This window comes from Pseudomonas sp. NPDC077408 (genome assembly GCF_050269105.1).
GTDB lineage: Bacteria > Pseudomonadota > Gammaproteobacteria > Pseudomonadales > Pseudomonadaceae > Stutzerimonas.
On record NZ_JBNNHS010000003.1, the window covers coordinates 304,427 to 320,816 of the forward strand.

A 16,390-nucleotide genomic window follows, 5' to 3' on the forward strand; every position below is an offset into this window, starting at 1 on the left:
ATATTGATAACGAAAAGGCATCGGCGCGTATCTAATAGAGGGTCAGCCGCAGGTTTTCATTCAGCCATCAAGCGGGCTCAGCGGCTGCCGGCAAGTGTGATCGAAACCGATTCGGCAAACCGCAGTGCGTGCGGCTTGTCGACCTCGACCTCGGCGTACTCGACGCTGGGCCGGCTCATGACCAAGTCCAGGATCTCCTGAGTCATGCGTTCCAGCAGGCTGAACCGATTGCTTTCGACGTGGGCAATAACCGCTTTGGTCAGGGTCCGATAGTTCAGTGCAGTGTCTATGTCGTTGTCGCGTACCGCATCGACTGCCTTGTAGAGCACTGTCAGGTTGATCAGCACGTCCTGCTTGTTGAGGATTTCATCTTCGTTGATGCCGATGTAGGTGCGCAGACGCAAATCCTTGACCCGGATACGCGCCAAACCGGGTTCCAGCCGAGGCATCAGCGATTTCCTCCGATCAGCTGAAGGAACTCCATCCGGGTGGTACAGGATTCGCGGAACGCACCCAGCATCACCGAGGTGTTCATCAGCGAGTTCTGCTTCTCAACCCCGCGCATCATCATGCACATGTGCTTGGCTTCGATGACCACCGCAACGCCAGCCGCACGCGTCACTTCTTGAATCGCCTCGGCGATCTGGCGGGTGAGGTTTTCTTGAATTTGCAGGCGGCGTGCATACATGTCGACGATGCGTGCGATCTTGGACAAGCCGAGCACCTTGCCGGTCGGGATGTAAGCGACGTGTGCTTTGCCGATAAAGGGCAGCATGTGGTGTTCACAGAGAGAATAGAGTTCGATGTCTCGGACGATGACCATCTCGTCGCTGTCCGAGGCGAACAGGGCGCCGTTGACCACTTCCTCCAGGCTCTTGCCGTATCCATTACACAAGTACTGCATGGCCTTGGCGGCGCGCTTCGGGGTGTCGAGCAAGCCTTCGCGCTGTGGGTCTTCACCAACCCCCAGAAGTATTTGGTGAAAATGGCCGGGTAGTTCGTTCATGAGTGATCCTCTGGGAAGCCGTCCATAGGCAAACCATGCATGTTATTCGTGGCAAAGGCGCCAGCTGAGCGCGGACCTGATCCTCGTCACTGGTTGATGCAAAGCTATACCAAATATTCATGCTGTACAAGAATTAGCGGAAATCTGGCGCGCTGGAACTATCGCCAGGTTTCTTGAGAACCTTTGTTCACGGGACGGCTGGCGATTCCGAGCAAAAGTAGGACGAACGGTACGGGCCTAAGCGAGCTTGCAGGCTGTAGAAGTTTCGTTGCGCATCGGCAGGGCGTCAACGAGGACCGCAACGGTCCGTGCAGCGGCTGCTGCCGTCGGGATGGGGGAGCCAGCCGAGATGAGGCCGCGCCAGGCTGAACAGCCAATAGGCAAGCAGGAGCAATGGCCGTAACGGCCGCCAGCCCAGCGGCGCGGCCCATTTCCCGAGGCCTGCCGCGCGCCAGCTCCAGTAGGTTGCGTCGAGGCCAGTCAGCCAGTGGCCGTCGGCACTGCGCGCATGTAGCTTACTGCGCAGCTGATCGAGGGATCGGTCCTCGCTGACAAAACCAGGCGTGCTGATATCCACCAGCTGCAGGCACTCCTGCGTGGCATGACGCCGCAGCCAGATGATCTCGCGGGCGCAGAGCGGGCAGGCAGCGTCGACATAGAGCGTAAGCGGCAGTTTCGGAGACATTGCACAATCCTGTACTTGTATAACCTCTGTACAGCCTATGCCTGCAGACCCTGAGTTACAATGCGCCCATTCCCTTGCATGAGCTGTCCGCGTCATGACTGAATTTGCCCGTGCTTCTTCGCTGCTTTCGTCTTCATCGCTCAAGCAGGAAGAGTTGTTCCCGATCCGAGAGGTATCACGCCTGACCGGTGTCAATCCGGTCACCCTGCGTGCCTGGGAGCGCCGCTATGGCTTGATCCAACCGACCCGCACCGAGAGCGGCCATCGTCTGTATTCGATGGCCGATGTCGAAGCGGTGCGCAGTATCGTGGCATGGACGGAGCGCGGCGTGGCGGTAAGCAAGGTGGGCAGCATTCTGTCGCGCAGTGCCGCAACCCGAGCGGCGGTGCCGCCCGAGCAGCAGGAAGCCGTCGCTGGAGAATGGGGCGAATGGCAGGCTCAGGTGCAGCGGGCAATAAGCAGTTTCGACGAGAGCCGCCTCGATCAGGTCTATGGACAGATCTTCTCGACCTATCCATTACCGGTCGTTTTTCAGGATGTGCTGTTGCCGTTGTGGCAGCAGTTACTGGTGCGCCAGGATGAGTTCGGGCAGACCAGCGAGTGGCTCTTTTTTGACAATTTCTTGCGTGCCCGCGTGCTGCAGCGACTGCAACTTGCGCGAGCCCAGGCGGAAGATCGCGTGCTGCTGGCGGCTGTCCCAGGACAATGCCGCGAGCTGGAGTTGTTGATTGCCGGCCTGCTGCTTTCCAGTGACGAGGTTGCCGCTAGCGTGCTGGCTATCGGCCAACCGCTGGATGAGCTGACCCTGATCTGTGAAAAGGTTCGCCCACGCGCATTGGTGCTGTATTCCAATGTTCCGCCCAACGCAGCCTTGCTCAAGCAGTTTGCGAAGCTTGCGCTCAGCCTCGACTGCCCTCTGGCCATGGCGGGTGAGGCCGCCGAATTTTCCCAGGAAGGGCTGCGCGGATCGCCCATTGCCTGCCTGGGAAATGCCGGCAAGCTGATGCAGCGCCGTCTGCTGCAGTTCCTCAATGGGCATCTGGACACCTGAAGACGGCCGGACTTGCCGAGCTGACTCCAGGGTTTGATGCTTAAGCATCATTGTGCCAAGCGAACCTCGGCGCGATCCTCCAGACTCACAGCCGGAACACGTCGCCCAATGCACTCGTCAGCCGATCCTGTTCAGCAACCGTCGCAAACTATTCTTCCCAATGGGCTGCGCGTGCGCCTGATTCCGTTGCTCGGCAGCTCGCAGGCCGCAGCACTGGTGCGAGTCCACGCCGGTTCGCATGACGCACCGAGTGCCTATCCTGGGCTGGCGCATTTTCTTGAGCATCTGCTGTTTCTCGGCAGCCGGAATTACACTGCGGCTGAAGGTCTGATGCCCTTCGTTCAAGGATGTGGAGGGCAGCTGAACGCATCGACCCGTGAACGACATACCGACTTCTTCTTTCAGTTACCAGCCGACCAGCTCGAAGAGGGCTTGCGTCGTCTCGTAGATATGCTCGCCAATCCGCTGCTGGACCCTGGTGCGCAGCTGCGTGAACGCGAGGTGCTGCAGGCCGAATACCAAGCGCGTGCGCAGGACGCCGAAACGCTATGCGATGCGGCGCTGGGACACGCGTTCCACCCAACCCATCCGTTCGCGGGCTTTCATGCAGGCAACCGCGACACGCTCCCGGTAGAGGACGCAGCCTTTCAGGAGGCGCTGCTTGGCTATCATCGGCGGTTTTACCACGCCGGCCAGATCGAGCTGCTATTGGCCGGGCCTCAGCACGAAGAGGTCTTGCAGTGTCTCGCCGAGCGAATGGATGCTGGGCTCGCCAGCCATCCCTTGGTGCGGCGCGAAGTTCCGCCCTTACGCTGTAAGGCTAACGGCTGGTTTCGCTTGCAGCTCAGCAATGCTCAGCAACGCCATCTGCTGGCGTTCGCGCTTGACGGATTGCCGGAGCACGCCGTACCGGCGCTGGATTACCTGTCCACCTGGCTCGCGTCCGAAGCGCCAAGAGGGCTTACCCAACGCCTGCGTGATGCCGAATTGTGTCAATCGGTGAAGCTGCGCATTCCTTATTGCTATGCGGGGCAGGGCGTTGTGGTCGTGGAGTTGTTACCGACGGAGCGAGGAATGGCGGCACCGGCCGAGCTGGTCGAAGCCGTGCTCGACTGGTTGCGTTTCTTTTCCGACGATGCACGTTGGCAGCCATGTCATGAGGAATATCAGCGCATCCGCCATCGAAGCCTGCAGAACGCCGAACCGCTGACACGGCTACGGTACTGGGTGGATCCGCTGGCCTGGAACCTCAACAGCGAAGAAGCTGCGATCAAACAGGCGCTTTCATTGCTCACGGCGCAAATGCTCGGTTGCGCGCCGCTGGTCCTTATCACCGACAAGACCAGCTGCGCGGCCATTGAAACCAGCGGTTTTCCGCTGTGCCTGCAGTCCGAACCGCCGCAGCAGACAGTGCCCACCGACTGGGGCTGGCAACAGCCAGCTGCGAATCCCTGGTTGAAACCCGGATTACTGCGCTATGAAGCGGCTGATATCTCGCCTGCACTGCGTTGGCAGGGTCCGGAAGACATGAGCGGACAGGGCGCTTTGTTTTTACGCTGGCAGTTCATGCGAGGCGAGTCTTTCCCCGCCTTGTCGCACACCCTGATGCATGCGCTGCAGTCAGTTGCGTGGGCTGCCCAACAAGCTGGTGTAGCGCTGCGTTTCGAGGATCTTGGGGATGCCTGGTGCCTCAAGCTGGAAGGCTTTGCCGAGGCCATACCGGCAATTCTGAGCGACATCACGGCCGTGCTTAGCGCGCCGCCAGCCGCGGCGTTTACCGAAGGCCAAGCACTGGCTGACCGCGACGCGGCACTCAGCAGCGATGTAATGCTGGTCCGGCAGCTGCTCAACCGCCTGCCTCGACTGCTGACGGATCCGACTGCGGTCCCAGGCCAGACCGCAGCCTCATCCTCACTGGCTCGGCTGTGGCAAACAGCACAGTGGCAAGGCCTGGCCATCGGCTTCGCGTCGTCCATGAGCGGACCGCTGACCGATGCGGTCCACACGCTGCCAGGAACGCCCATGCTAGTCCCGGTCGCTCGCAGCATGCCAGTAACGGTGAAACGCTGGCATGACGTCAGTGGCGCCGCCGCGATGCCCGAAACAGCATTTCTGCTGTTCTGCCCGTTGCCGGACCGTACCGCCAAATGCGAGGCGTCCTGGCGTGTGTTGGGGCGGCTGATCGAAGCTGACTTCTTCCGACGGTTACGGAGCGAGTTGCAACTCGGGTACGCCGTGTTCAGTCGCTTCTGTCAGTTCGGCAAGGAGGCCGGAATGCTGTTCGCCGTGCAGTCACCGACCGCCTCGGCCAACGAGATTCTCGATCACGTCGAGCAATTCCTGAGCGACAGCACAGTGAAACTGGCCGAACAAGATGACGATGTGATCGAGCGAGCCGCACGCCAAGCCAGCAACCGTCATGTAGCCAGCGCATCGGACTTCCGCACCCAGGCCGAACAGGCATGGCAGAGCCTGCAGGCTGGGCATGAAATTGATCGACCCATCGAGGTCGCCGCCGCGATGCGCACCCTTCAGCGACAGGATCTGACGGTAGCCCTGGAAGCACTGCGCTTGGCTCGCGCGGGCTGGGTGGCTGTCGCCAATGCGCCGGCGCCTGATGCAGGCTGGACCTGACGCCCAATCCCGCCGCAACTTCACTCGGCAGCTTCGCTTTCTGACCAGCCTCCGGCGGCTTCGGAGCTGTTGTCTTGCGTCTGATGATCGACCTAAGCGTAACGGTGTACGACCTAAGCGCTAGTCCGAACGGAACGGCAGGGAGGGCCTTTCCGCTCGCATCAGTGGTCGTGGCGAAAGTAGTAGCCAGTCGCCGCTATTGGAGCGTATGGCCCATCGGTTGTGCTTTCGATAATCCGCTTCGACACGACTGCCTGTCGTCACATCAGCGGAGAGCGCCATGCACAACAAGAAGAAAGCGGTTACCACCTTACTGCCGTTGGCCTTAGCCAGCGCGATTGGCATGACCCTTAGCCAGTCGGCCGTTGCCGAAATCATGCTCTATGACAAGGATGACACCACCTTTACCGTCGACGGCTACTTCAACACTTTCTACGTCAGCAGCGATGTCGATCGTGCCGGGGAGCGGTTCGACCGGGACCAGTCCCGCGTGAAGATGGGTTTCCTGCCTAATTACATCGGTTTCAACTTCGGCAAGCAGCTCGACGAACTCAAGGTCGGCGGTCGCTCCTCCTTCTGGGTCACGATCAACGACAGCGACACCAACGGCACCGAGACCGGTATCGACGTGCGGCAATTCTACGGCACGGCGTCGAACGATCAGTGGGGCGAGGTGCTCTTCGGTAAGGATTTCGGCTTGTTCGGCCGGTCCAACATATTCCTCGACGAGATGCTGACCGGATACGGCCAGGTCAGCGACACCCTGGGCCTGGTTGATTTCGGCGGCGTGTCCTTCGGCAACATCGGCACGGGTTACCCGTATCCGTTCCCAACCTCCCAGGTCACCTATCGCTCGCCGGTAATGAGCGGCCTCCGTGTGGCGGTAGGCATCATGGACCCGGTCGATACTACGAACGACGCCAGCAGCGCTCTGGACGAGGCCTATCAGGATAGCCCGCGCTTCGAAACCGAGATTACCTACCAGTTCGAGGTTGCCGGTGCTCAGATCTATTCCTGGGTCAACGGCATGCAGCAGACATCTAAGAACACCGACAGCACCGTGGACGAGGTTGATTCCCAAGGCGTCGGCTACGGCGTACAGGCCAAGATGGGCGGGTTCTCTGTCACTGCGTCAGGCTTCCAGGCCGAGGGTATCAATCCGTTCTATACCAACAACGCAGGCGAAGCGCAGCTGCGTGACGTCGACAGCGACGGCTACCTGCTGCAAGGCTCCTACACGTTCGGCAGGAACCGCATCGCGCTGTCATCCGGCAAGACCAAGGATGACGGCAATGGCCTGGGAACGGCGGCCGATTACGAAACCCGTGGCATCGCCTATTTCCGCACCATCAATGACAACCTGAAGCTGGTCGCTGAAGTGAACCAGTTCGAGTTGACCGGACGGGACACGAGCGCCATTGACGAGGACACGCGTACCTACGCCATTGGTGCCGCGCTAAGTTTCTAACCCAGCCTGCGACAACCAGACGGATGCCTTTTTGGGGCATCCGTTTTTTTTCGTTCGATGCCTCACCTGCTGTCTCGGCAACCAACCCGTGCTGTTTCGTCGCTTTGCTACCTTGGCAGGCCGCAGGCGGTACTGAAGTAGCATGTTCGTGCCCTATGCCCTGACCAAGAATGGGGTCATACGATAACGGTGTATGGGGTGGGGTGCGTGATCGAGCAAGAATCCTTAGCGGTACGCACAGCAATGTCCGAAGCCCGGGACGCCGAAACGGTGGCTCAGGATCTGGCACGTCAGCTGATCCATCCGCATCTCGGCTTCGTCCTGTTTTTTTGCTCTGCCGAGTACGATTTGCCAGCACTGGGCAGTGCGTTGCACCAGTACTTCGGTGGCGTACGCATGGTGGGCTGTACATCGGCTGGAGAGATCACCTCGCAAGGCTACGGCCGCAGCTGCGTAACGGCGGTCGGCTTCGATCACCGCAACTTTTCCATCGCCTGCGAGCTGATCGACGAGATGGACCGCTTCAGCCTCACCGATGCGCAGCAATTGGTTGAACGGCTGGGCAGCGATTGCCGCAGCAACTCGCTGGCGCCGATCAAGGATCACAGTTTTGCCCTGACCCTGCTTGATGGGCTGTCCAGTCGCGAGGAGATCGTGCTGTCGGCGCTCAGTGCCGCCTTTGGCAGCATTCCGCATTTCGGCGGCTCGGCCGGTGATGACAATCATCTGACCGACACTCACGTCTATTACGACGGCAAGTTTCACAGCGGGGCGGCGGCGGTCGTGCTGATCAACACCTGGCTGGATTTCGAGGTGTTCACCACACATCACATGCTGCCGCGTACCGAGAAGCTGGTGGTGACGCGCGTGGACAGTCACGCGCGTCGCGTCTACGAATTGAACGCAGAACCCGCTGCCGAGGAATATGCACGGCTGATCGGCGTCGAGGTCAGCGATCTCGATCACCAACTGTTCGCTGCGCATCCGCTGGCAGTGCGCATCAACGAGCACTACTACGTCCGCTCGATCCAGAAGGTCAACGATGACCTCAGCCTGACGTTTTACTGCGCCGTGGAGAACGGCATCGTGATGACCGCGATGCGCCCTGGCCCGCTGATGCCCAACCTCGAGGCCGTATTTGAACGTCTCGAACAGCGTCTCGGCGCGCCCTTGCTGACCATCGGCTGCGACTGCTTTCTGCGGCGACTGGAGATCGACGGTAACGGCTCCAGCGACGACATCTCGGCCTTCCTACGACGCCAGCAGGTGATTGGCTTCAACACCTATGGAGAGCAGTTCAATGGCATGCATATCAACCAGACCTTCACCGGCGTCGCCATCGGACGGCCAGGTGGACGCGCTGGAGAAAAAGGTGCTCGTTGAGCGACTCGATCGGCAGGCCGAACTCGAGCGCGAAAACCACAAGCTGCGGCGGATCAATGCGGCGCTGATCGAGCGCATCGAGTCCAGCAGTACCGGACGCGATGCGTCATACGCCGCCTTCCAGCATTCAGTCGAACTGGCTGAACAAGTGCGCGAACGCACCGATGCGTTGAATCAGGCGATGGCCGAACTGAAGGCGAGCAACCGTTTGCTCAGCGACGCCCGCCTGCGGGCGGAAACCGCCCATCAGCACTTGGTCGACGCGATCGAGAGCATTTCCGATGCCTTCGTGCTGTTCGACAAGGACCAGCGCATCGTTCTATTCAATAAGCGCTTCAAGTCGCTCTGGAGCCGAACGCACGCGCGCATCAACAGCGGTACGCGGCTGTCGGAGCTCAAACGATTGGCCGAAAGCAGCGGGCTGATCGCCGAAGAACATCGCGGTAAGGCTAACGAGCCCACCGTCTATCGGCTGCAGAACGGCCGCTGGGTGCAGGTCAGCGAGCGTCCCACGCGCGAAGGTGGCCTGGTGATGCTCTACACCGATATCACCGAGGTGAAGATCAGCGAGACGATGCGCCGCGAGCAGGCCCTGGCGCAGAAGTCCCGTTTGTTGCAGCGTGCCGTAGATAACCTCTCGCAGGGCGTGGCGATGGTCAGCGCCGATGGGGGGCTGGAGCTGTGGAATGGTCGCTTCCTGGAACTCTGCGGCCTGGCGCCCATCGAGGCGCACCGACCATTTGATGAGGTGATGGCAGACAGCGAGCTGAAGCTGCTGACACCTAACACTCGGGACGCCGATGGTCAGCCTCTGACTGAGCTCGAACAGCACCTGTTCGATGGGCGCACGCTTGAGGTCCGCACCCATCCGCTTCCCACCGGCGGCTTCGTCAACACCTTCACTGACATCACTGAGCGTTACCGCCACGCCGAGGCGCTGCGCGAGAGCGAGCGCTGGATCCGCCTGATTACCGACCATGTGCCGGCGCTGATCGCCTATGTCTCGGCTGACTTGACTTACGAATTCACCAACAAGGTCTACGAGGAATGGTATCGCTGGCCCAGCGAAGGCATGCTCGGCCAGTCCCTGCGGGACATCCACAGCGGTGAGCACTGGCAGCAGCTCGAACCCTATATCGACCGCGCCTTGTGCGGCGAAAGCGTCAGCTTCGAGATGGCCGAACACAATCGTTCCGGCCTGCAGCGCTACATGCTGCGCTCTTATGTGCCGAACCGGCAGGCCAGCGGCGAGGTTGTCGGCATCTTCGTGCTGATTCAAGACATCACGGATCGCCGGCGCACCGCGGAGGCGCTGCACCAAGCCTACCAGAACCTCGAACAGCGAGTTCGGGAGCGCACGGCTGAGCTCACCAGCCTGAACGACCAGCTGCTGTGCGAAATCGACGAACGCGCCCATGCCGAGGCGCGGCTGCGTGAAGCCAAGCGGGAGGCAGAGCTGGCCAACCTGTCGAAAACCAAGTTTCTTGCCGCAGTGAGTCACGACCTGCTGCAGCCGTTGAACGCCGCTCGGCTGTTCACCAGCGCATTGCTGGAGCAACCCACCGCACCCAGTGGCGGGCTGATTCGTAACATCAGCAATTCCCTGGAGGACGTTGAAAACCTGCTTGGCACGCTGGTCGATATATCAAAGCTAGATGCCGGCGTGATCAAGCCGGATATCGCCCCGTTTGCCGTCAGCCAGTTGCTGGAAAACCTGGCGGCGGAGTTTCACCAGATCGCAGGCAGCGAGCAGCTGCAGCTGGACTTCATACCCTGTTCAGCGCTGGTGCGCAGCGATATCCAGTTGTTAGCGCGGATCCTGCGCAACCTGCTGACCAATGCCATTCGCTACACCCCGCATGGCCGCGTGATGCTGGGTTGCCGCAGGCGCAAGCAGAGTCTGTCGATCGAGGTGTGGGACACCGGCATCGGCATTCCTGAGGACAAGCTCGAAGAGATCTTTCACGAATTCAAACGCGGCGAGGGCGTGCGTCCTCAGCAGGATCGCGGGCTTGGTCTGGGTCTGGCGATTGTGGAGAAGATCGCGCGCATGCTCGGTCATCGGATTCAGGTGAAGTCGGTTCCGGGGAAGGGGTCCAAATTCGCTATCGAAGTGCCGCTGGCCAAGCGGGCACCGAAGGCCAGCGTGGAGCCGTCTGTTACGGATCTGCTACTCGAACGGCTCAAAGGCGCGCGGGTCTGGGTGCTGGATAACGACACCGCGATCTGTGCCGGCATGCGCACACTATTGGAGGGCTGGGGCTGTCATGTTGTCACCGCGCTGTCAGAGCAGGATTTGGCCGGGCAGGTCGATAACTTTCATGCCGATGCCGATCTAATCATCGCCGACTACCACCTCGACAACGGCTGCAACGGCGTCGATGTGGTCGAGACGGTCAACGCGCGGCGTGCCAGTCCACTACCGGCGCTGATGATTACGGCCAACTACAGCAATGAACTCAAACAGCAGGTGCGGGAGTTGGGCCACATGCTGATGCACAAGCCGGTGCGGCCGATGAAGCTGAAGACTGCCATGTGCCACATGATGGAACACGGCCATTCTTAGAATAGCGCCAGGATCGATCGACAAGTGCTCGGCGTCGCTGACGCCGTTAGCCAATCGCTAGGCGCGAGCCCCGTGATCGCCAGCAAGCTGGCTCCTACATAGGGTGGTGGAGGCCGTATCGTATTACGGGAGGTCCTGCGTTTACGACTTGGTGAACGTCACGCACAAAGCAGACGGTAGGGCGCAGTCTCGTAGGAGCGAGCTTGCTCGCGATCCGCTGCTACGCGGGATCCCCTTGATCGCCAGCAAGCTGGCTCCTACGGGATGCGGCGTCAGCCAGTGATCCGGGTCCTACAAGGGATTAGGTTTATCGCAGAGGCGAGCGTAGCTGCGTGGGTGTTGGTTATCACCTGCGCAGATACGCGGTGAAGTCGATATCACCCGCCGAGAGGATGGCCTGCACGCGGTTGTGCACGTTGAGCTTGCGCAGGATGGCCGAGACATGAGCCTTGACCGTGGTTTCGGCGATATCGAGGTTATAGGCAATTTGCTTGTTGGATTCGCCCTTGGTCATGCGTTCCAGCACCAGCAACTGTTTGCGGGTCAGTGCCTGCAACAGCTCGGGCGCGATGCTCTGTTCGTTATGCTGGGAACGACGGGTATTGGCTTTCTGGCTGCGGATGATGTCCGAAGGCAGGTAGACATTGCCATTGAGGATCTGCTCGATGGCTTCGGTCATCTGCGCGCGCGGCGATGACTTGGTGATGAAGCCGCACGCGCCGTAGGTGATGGCCTGCAGCACCACTTGCTTGTCCTGTTCGGCAGACACGATCACCACTGGAATGGTCGGCGCCTCGTTGCGCATGTTGATCAGACCGTTCAGGCCGTGCATGCCGGGCATATTCAGATCGAGCAGCACCAGGTCGAGATCGTCATTTTCCAGCGTCATTGCCAGCGCACTGTCCAGATCGGCGGTTTCGAGGATCTCGCTGCCTGGAAAGCCGTCCTGGATAACGTTATGGATGGCTTCACGAAAAAGCGGGTGGTCATCAGCGATCAGTATCTTGTACATGGCCGGTCACCTCATTGTTGTGATTATGGTGGGGTAGATCGGAAGAGACCTTTGGTGTGCGCGGCTTCGATCGATAATGGCAGCCATTGTCCGGCGCCTAGTCGATCAGAAGCTGTTCACCCATAAGCTTGCCCAGTCCGGGGAAAGAAAACCATCGGCGCAAACAGCCGTGGCGTCTTCTGCACTGCAAGCCCCTCCGATCTGCAGCGAACCCGGTTGGCTTTGGCATGCCCAGCTTTTCAGTACTTCGGTCGGCCACATTACAGTGCAAAGTGCAGCGGTTTGAAATCCTACAATCGACAGGGAAACCAGCACTAAAGTAGTAGAGAACGGCTCAGGTAGCCCGGCGTAGCGCGGCGTGCTGCGGATTGAAACTGAGCACCGCAAGCAGACTGAACAGTAGCGTCAGGCCAAGGCACACCGCCAGCGCCAGCGGATTGAGACGTTCATACAGTGCAAAGCGAACCAACTCCACAGCGTAGGTAAAGGGGTTAAACGAGCAGATCCAGAACAACCATTCACTGGCTTCGCGCATTTTCCAGAGTGGATAGAGCGCCGACGACAGGAAAAACATCGGGAAGATGACGAAATTCATCACCCCGGCGAAATTTTCCAGCTGCCGGATGCCGTTGGACAACAACAGCCCCAGTGCGCTCAGCAGCAGCGCCACCAGCAAAAGGGCTGGTAGCGCTGTCAGCAAGCCAGCCGCGGGCGGTTGGACGCCGTAGAACCAGGCGATAAGTAGGAACGCATAGACCTGCAGCAGCGAGATCAGCGCAGTCGCTAACAACTTGCTCGCCAACAGAAAACTGCGCGGCAGCGGACTGGTCAGCAGCACGCGCATGCTGCCCATCTCCCGGTCGTACACCATAGAGAGGGAGCCCTGCATACCGTTGAACAGCAGAATCATGCAGGCCAGCCCCGGTACGATCCAGGTCTCGTAGGTGATATAGGTCTCGTAGGGCTCGATGATCGCGATGCCCAATGCGGCACGGAATCCGGCGGCGAACACCACCAGCCAGAGCAGGGGGCGCACTAGGGCGCTGAAGAACCGTGAGCGCTGCTGAACAAAGCGCAGCCACTCGCGAAACACGATTGCCCGCAGGCATTCCCAGTAGGGAGTCATGGCTGGGATTCCTGAACTGAGGCGGGGCATAAGGTTTGAGAGGAACACATCACGCCGGCACCGCGTTGCGAGTGAGACGGGCAAAGGTCTGCTGCAGGCTGCCATCGGCAGCAGCCAGCTCATCAGCGCGCCCCTGCGCTACGAGATTCCCCCGATTGAGGATGATCAGCTCGTCACTTGGCTGGACCTCGTCGAGCAGGTGGGTCGTCCAGAGCACGCTCATGCCTTGCTCGTTGCAAAGCGATCTCACATGATCGTTGAGGTTCTGGCGGCTGGCCGGATCGAGCCCTGCGCTAGCTTCATCGAGCAGCAGCAGGCTCGGCTTGTGGAGGAGCGCTCGGGCGATTTCCACCCTTCGGCGATGGCCGCCATTGAGTTCGCGCACCTTGCTTTTGCGGCGCTCGGCCAGTTGCTGGCGATCCAGCTCCACTTCGATCCGGTCATTGGCAACCTTGCGCGGCATGCCATGCAGCGCCGCGTGATAGCGCAGGTTCTGCTCGACGCTGAGGTCCAGGTCCAGCGTGCTTTGCTGGAAAACCACGCCGAGTCGTCGCAAGGCTTCGCGCGGCTGGCTGCGCAGACTGAAGCCGGCCACCTGAATGTCGCCCTGCTGCAAGTCGTACAGGCGCGTCAGCAACGCGATCAATGTCGATTTCCCAGCTCCGTTGGGCCCGAGCAGGGCGGTAAAGCCTCCGGCCGCCGTGTTGAAACTCACGTCGTGCAGCGCCTGACGTTCCCCGTAGGCGAAGCTGATGCGCTCAACCCGCAGCGCGGTCATGGCGCAACCACTACGCCCCAGGGATAGCGTCCGACCTTGATCGATTTGATCACCTTGAGCGAGTCCACATCGATCACCGAAACATCGCCGCTGACGCCATTGGTGGTCAGCAGCCGGCTCTCATCGAGGTTGAACGCCATGTGCCAGACCCGACGCCCCACCAGCAAGTAGTCGAGCACCTCATAGGTCTTGGCATCGACCACGGCGATATGGTTGGCCGGGCCGAGCGCGACGAACGCGTATTTGCCGTCCGAGCTGAGCTTGATGCCGACCGGCTGGACCTTGTCCGGATGCACGCCTTTGATCTTGAAGTTCAGCGTCTTGATGATTTCGCGCTTTTCGACGTCAACGACGCTTACCGTTCCGCCGATTTCCGACGAGGCCCAGAGCAGCGTGCTGTCCTTGTTGAACTCAACATGGCGCGGGCGCTGGTCGACCAGGGTGTTGTCCACCAGCTGGTTGGTACTGGTGTCGATCCAGTGCAGCATATTGGTGGTTTCGCTGGTGTTCACCGCCCATTTGCCATCCGGGCTGACGCCCATGCCTTCTGGCTCGACGCCGACATCGATCTGCGCCAACACCTCCTCGTTGTCGACGTCGACCACCGTTACCAGCGCATCGTCCTCGTTGGAGATATACAGCCATTTGTTGTTCGGGTGCAGGGCGAACTGCTCGGGATCTGCGCCGGACGGCAACTGCTTGATAATCTTGCGGGTCGCCAGGTCCATGACCTGAACCGTGTCCGAGTCGCTGGCGCAGATGTAGAGCAGCTTGTTGTCGCGTGACAACGTCAGCCCCCGCGGACGCTGGCCAACCTCGAGCGTCTCGACCGTTTCCAGCGTATCCAGATCGATCACACTGACGGTGTCGTCTTTTTCATTCGACACATAGGCGGTGGCCGCCAGAGCGGAAGCGCTAGCGCCGAGGAGGGTGCAAGCGATAGAGGCGGCAAGAAGCGTTCGGGTCATCAGGAAATTCTCTTGTTGTTGTGTGAATTGTTCAGCGGGCAATTTGATTCGGTGACTAATCCATACGCAGCAAGTATTCGTCCGCTTCGCTCTGACCGCCTTCGGATGCACGTTCCAGCCACATTCGCGCGGCCTTCGGGTCTTTTTTAACACCGCGCCCTTCGGCTAGCGCTGTGCCCCAGTGGTAGCGGGCCAGGCTCACATAGCTGGCCTCGTCGGGCTGATTGGCGCCGCGTTCCATGAGCGCAGCGGCTTTGTCCAGATCCACCGGCACGCCCGAGCCAGACTCGTACATCTGCGCCAGCCAGATCATCGAATACACGTCGTTCCAGCGCGCGACGCAGTCCTCGAATATTTGCTTGGCTACTTCAAAGTTGCCGGTTTTGGCAGTCACGTAGCCGTACATGCATTTGATCCGCTTCGGGCTGTCGATGTAGGCGTCATAGCCTAGTTCGCTAGCGCTCGCGGCTTGCCCCAAGCAGGTCAGAAGCAGGCCGGAGATTCTGCGGATAATGGCTTTCATTATTTCGCCTCGCTCAGCCGACATTGGCTCTCTGGCCGATCGAAGCCCAGGGTGTCCAGTTCACTGGTGGGGTGCAGGAAGCCCTCCTGGGGGGAGTTGGATACCAGGCCGCGTGGGTGCACGAGCGGGATCGGCTGGCGCAGCTGGCCGTTCCAGGGCCGGAACGTCAGCTTGCGGCCTTTGAATCCATCGACCGGCAGCGTCTCGCTCAGCGATATCTGGCGTATTGCCTCGGGGTCGGCGGTGCCGAGCTTGGTGATTGCCGTGGCGAGGCTGCGCACGCCGATCCAGGCGGCGAAATCGCGGTCGTTCATCCAGCGATTGGCATGCGCTTCGAAGCGCTTCTGCAGCTGCGCAGCACCATAGGTTTCGACCGTTTTATGCCAGCCTGTCGGAATCAGGCCCTGCGTGCCCACTACCGGCCGCGGCAGCCAGGTGTGGTAGGGCACGTACTCGCCGAAGTCGCCGCGCTCATCAGCCACCACGACGACGTCGTACTCGCCAGCTTGAGTGAACAGGGGCATGTCGGCTTGAGCTGTGCGCCGCTGGTCGTTATCGAAGGTCCAGGGCTTCTCTTCAATGATCTTGTGGCCGAACCGTTTGGCGGCACGCTTGATCGCCTCGGCATAGGCCTGGTCGTCCTCGGTCGGCCCGCTGATCAACAGCCAGCGGTTCCAACGGCGCACGGCAAGGAACTGACCCAGTGCGTCGGCCAACATGCTGCGGCTTGGAAGGGTATGCAGCACGTTACCCAGGCAGCGGGACGTGCGAAGTTCGTCCGTTGGGCTGCCTGCGTTGATCAGCAGGCTGTCCGGCATGGCGGCGGCTAGCGCTTCCAGGCTCGTCGCGGGAGCATTCACGACGAACAAGCGCACCCCCTGATCATGCAGCTGCCGGGCCTCGTTCTGGAGTTGCTCTGGTGTTTCGGCCGTGATGCTATTCAAGGCATAGCTGTGCTTGAGGAAACGTCCTGTGCTGTTGCTGTCGGCAATGGCCAGTTCGGCACCGCTCAAGCCCGCATCAACCGGCTCCGGGATCACGTTGGATAGCAGAGGGCCTGGGTCCGGGCGGTAGCCGAGGTAACCGATGCGCACCGAGAGTTCTGGCTCCGCTGCGCCTGCGTCACTGACGAAAGCGGCGCAACAGGCGAGGGCGATGAAGCAACGGCTGCGAAAAGAAAGAGGGCGCAT

At 60.4% G+C, this 16,390-nt stretch carries 14 protein-coding genes; 5 read left to right on the forward strand and 9 right to left on the reverse strand.

The genetic code is table 11. From position 1 onward, the window contains the following. Positions 1 to 77: 77 nt before the first annotated feature. The 3 genes from folX to ACQKEK_RS10675 all read right to left on the reverse strand — a co-directional run bounded on the left by folX (position 78) and on the right by ACQKEK_RS10675 (position 1,691). Positions 78 to 449, reverse strand: coding sequence for a dihydroneopterin triphosphate 2'-epimerase (gene folX / locus ACQKEK_RS10665; RefSeq protein ID WP_046161352.1), 372 nt, complete (start codon positions 447 to 449; stop codon positions 78 to 80). Further along, a complete protein-coding gene (folE, locus tag ACQKEK_RS10670; protein ID WP_148924327.1) occupies positions 449 to 1,006 on the reverse strand; it encodes a GTP cyclohydrolase I FolE in 558 nt (185 codons plus the stop codon). Before folE ends, folX begins: the two co-directional genes overlap by 1 nt. A gap of 286 nt (positions 1,007 to 1,292) precedes the next feature. Continuing rightward, positions 1,293 to 1,691 (reverse strand): thiol-disulfide oxidoreductase DCC family protein, encoded by a 399-nt coding sequence (locus ACQKEK_RS10675; RefSeq protein ID WP_128121394.1) that lies wholly within the window; start codon positions 1,689 to 1,691, stop codon positions 1,293 to 1,295. Between the two features lie 94 nt (positions 1,692 to 1,785). Here ACQKEK_RS10675 and ACQKEK_RS10680 point away from each other — a divergent pair, with 94 nt between their 5' ends. The 5 genes from ACQKEK_RS10680 to nahK all read left to right on the forward strand — a co-directional run bounded on the left by ACQKEK_RS10680 (position 1,786) and on the right by nahK (position 10,793). Next, the gene (locus tag ACQKEK_RS10680; RefSeq protein ID WP_046161350.1) at positions 1,786 to 2,742 is read left to right on the forward strand and encodes a MerR family transcriptional regulator; all 957 of its coding nucleotides are present in this window, start codon (positions 1,786 to 1,788) and stop codon (positions 2,740 to 2,742) included. A 108-nt stretch (positions 2,743 to 2,850) separates the two neighbouring features. Next, entirely contained in the window at positions 2,851 to 5,376 is a 2,526-nt protein-coding gene (gene pqqF, locus ACQKEK_RS10685) for a pyrroloquinoline quinone biosynthesis protein PqqF (protein WP_499167610.1), read from the forward strand. Positions 5,377 to 5,656: 280 nt separating this feature from the next. After that, on the forward strand, positions 5,657 to 6,844 hold the full coding sequence (locus ACQKEK_RS10690) for a porin (protein ID WP_499142545.1): 1,188 nt from the start codon (positions 5,657 to 5,659) through the stop codon (positions 6,842 to 6,844). A gap of 243 nt (positions 6,845 to 7,087) precedes the next feature. Next, the gene (gene nosP / locus ACQKEK_RS10695; protein ID WP_413818130.1) at positions 7,088 to 8,227 is read left to right on the forward strand and encodes a nitric oxide-sensing protein NosP; all 1,140 of its coding nucleotides are present in this window, start codon (positions 7,088 to 7,090) and stop codon (positions 8,225 to 8,227) included. After that, entirely contained in the window at positions 8,145 to 10,793 is a 2,649-nt protein-coding gene (gene nahK, locus ACQKEK_RS10700) for a hybrid sensor histidine kinase/response regulator NahK/ErcS' (RefSeq protein ID WP_241509249.1), read from the forward strand. The genes nosP and nahK overlap by 83 nt, the downstream gene beginning before the upstream one ends. A 346-nt stretch (positions 10,794 to 11,139) precedes the next feature. Here nahK and ACQKEK_RS10705 read toward each other — a convergent pair whose 3' ends face one another. The 6 genes from ACQKEK_RS10705 to ACQKEK_RS10730 form a co-directional block, all read right to left on the reverse strand. Next, on the reverse strand, positions 11,140 to 11,805 hold the full coding sequence (locus ACQKEK_RS10705; RefSeq protein ID WP_046161347.1) for a response regulator transcription factor: 666 nt from the start codon (positions 11,803 to 11,805) through the stop codon (positions 11,140 to 11,142). A 334-nt stretch (positions 11,806 to 12,139) separates the two neighbouring features. Continuing rightward, positions 12,140 to 12,931 (reverse strand): ABC transporter permease, encoded by a 792-nt coding sequence (locus ACQKEK_RS10710; protein WP_045427139.1) that lies wholly within the window; start codon positions 12,929 to 12,931, stop codon positions 12,140 to 12,142. A 49-nt stretch (positions 12,932 to 12,980) separates the two neighbouring features. Further along, a complete protein-coding gene (locus ACQKEK_RS10715) occupies positions 12,981 to 13,709 on the reverse strand; it encodes an ABC transporter ATP-binding protein (protein WP_499142548.1) in 729 nt (242 codons plus the stop codon). Continuing rightward, the gene (locus tag ACQKEK_RS10720) at positions 13,706 to 14,677 is read right to left on the reverse strand and encodes a YVTN family beta-propeller repeat protein (protein ID WP_499142549.1); all 972 of its coding nucleotides are present in this window, start codon (positions 14,675 to 14,677) and stop codon (positions 13,706 to 13,708) included. Before ACQKEK_RS10720 ends, ACQKEK_RS10715 begins: the two co-directional genes overlap by 4 nt. A 55-nt stretch (positions 14,678 to 14,732) precedes the next feature. Beyond that, on the reverse strand, positions 14,733 to 15,200 hold the full coding sequence (locus ACQKEK_RS10725; RefSeq protein WP_499142551.1) for a tetratricopeptide repeat protein: 468 nt from the start codon (positions 15,198 to 15,200) through the stop codon (positions 14,733 to 14,735). Beyond that, positions 15,200 to 16,390: an ABC transporter substrate-binding protein gene (locus ACQKEK_RS10730; protein ID WP_499142553.1), complete on the reverse strand. Its 1,191-nt coding sequence runs from the start codon at positions 16,388 to 16,390 to the stop codon at positions 15,200 to 15,202. The genes ACQKEK_RS10725 and ACQKEK_RS10730 overlap by 1 nt, the downstream gene beginning before the upstream one ends.

What these genes read in the sequence shown, in the direction of transcription:
- nosP (WP_413818130.1), top strand. Translation starts at nt 7,088, where the DNA reads ATGTCCGAAGCCCGGGACGCCGAAACGGTGGCTCAGGATCTGGCACGT.
- ACQKEK_RS10725 (WP_499142551.1), bottom strand. Translation starts at nt 15,200, where the DNA reads ATGAAAGCCATTATCCGCAGAATCTCCGGCCTGCTTCTGACCTGCTTG.
- ACQKEK_RS10710 (WP_045427139.1), bottom strand. Translation starts at nt 12,931, where the DNA reads ATGACTCCCTACTGGGAATGCCTGCGGGCAATCGTGTTTCGCGAGTGG.
- nahK (WP_241509249.1), top strand. Translation starts at nt 8,145, where the DNA reads ATGGCATGCATATCAACCAGACCTTCACCGGCGTCGCCATCGGACGGC.
- ACQKEK_RS10720 (WP_499142549.1), bottom strand. Translation starts at nt 14,677, where the DNA reads ATGACCCGAACGCTTCTTGCCGCCTCTATCGCTTGCACCCTCCTCGGC.
- ACQKEK_RS10690 (WP_499142545.1), top strand. Translation starts at nt 5,657, where the DNA reads ATGCACAACAAGAAGAAAGCGGTTACCACCTTACTGCCGTTGGCCTTA.
- ACQKEK_RS10715 (WP_499142548.1), bottom strand. Translation starts at nt 13,709, where the DNA reads ATGACCGCGCTGCGGGTTGAGCGCATCAGCTTCGCCTACGGGGAACGT.
- ACQKEK_RS10675 (WP_128121394.1), bottom strand. Translation starts at nt 1,691, where the DNA reads ATGTCTCCGAAACTGCCGCTTACGCTCTATGTCGACGCTGCCTGCCCG.
- ACQKEK_RS10705 (WP_046161347.1), bottom strand. Translation starts at nt 11,805, where the DNA reads ATGTACAAGATACTGATCGCTGATGACCACCCGCTTTTTCGTGAAGCC.
- pqqF (WP_499167610.1), top strand. Translation starts at nt 2,851, where the DNA reads ATGCACTCGTCAGCCGATCCTGTTCAGCAACCGTCGCAAACTATTCTT.
- ACQKEK_RS10730 (WP_499142553.1), bottom strand. Translation starts at nt 16,390, where the DNA reads ATGCGCCCTCTTTCTTTTCGCAGCCGTTGCTTCATCGCCCTCGCCTGT.
- folE (WP_148924327.1), bottom strand. Translation starts at nt 1,006, where the DNA reads ATGAACGAACTACCCGGCCATTTTCACCAAATACTTCTGGGGGTTGGT.
- ACQKEK_RS10680 (WP_046161350.1), top strand. Translation starts at nt 1,786, where the DNA reads ATGACTGAATTTGCCCGTGCTTCTTCGCTGCTTTCGTCTTCATCGCTC.
- folX (WP_046161352.1), bottom strand. Translation starts at nt 449, where the DNA reads ATGCCTCGGCTGGAACCCGGTTTGGCGCGTATCCGGGTCAAGGATTTG.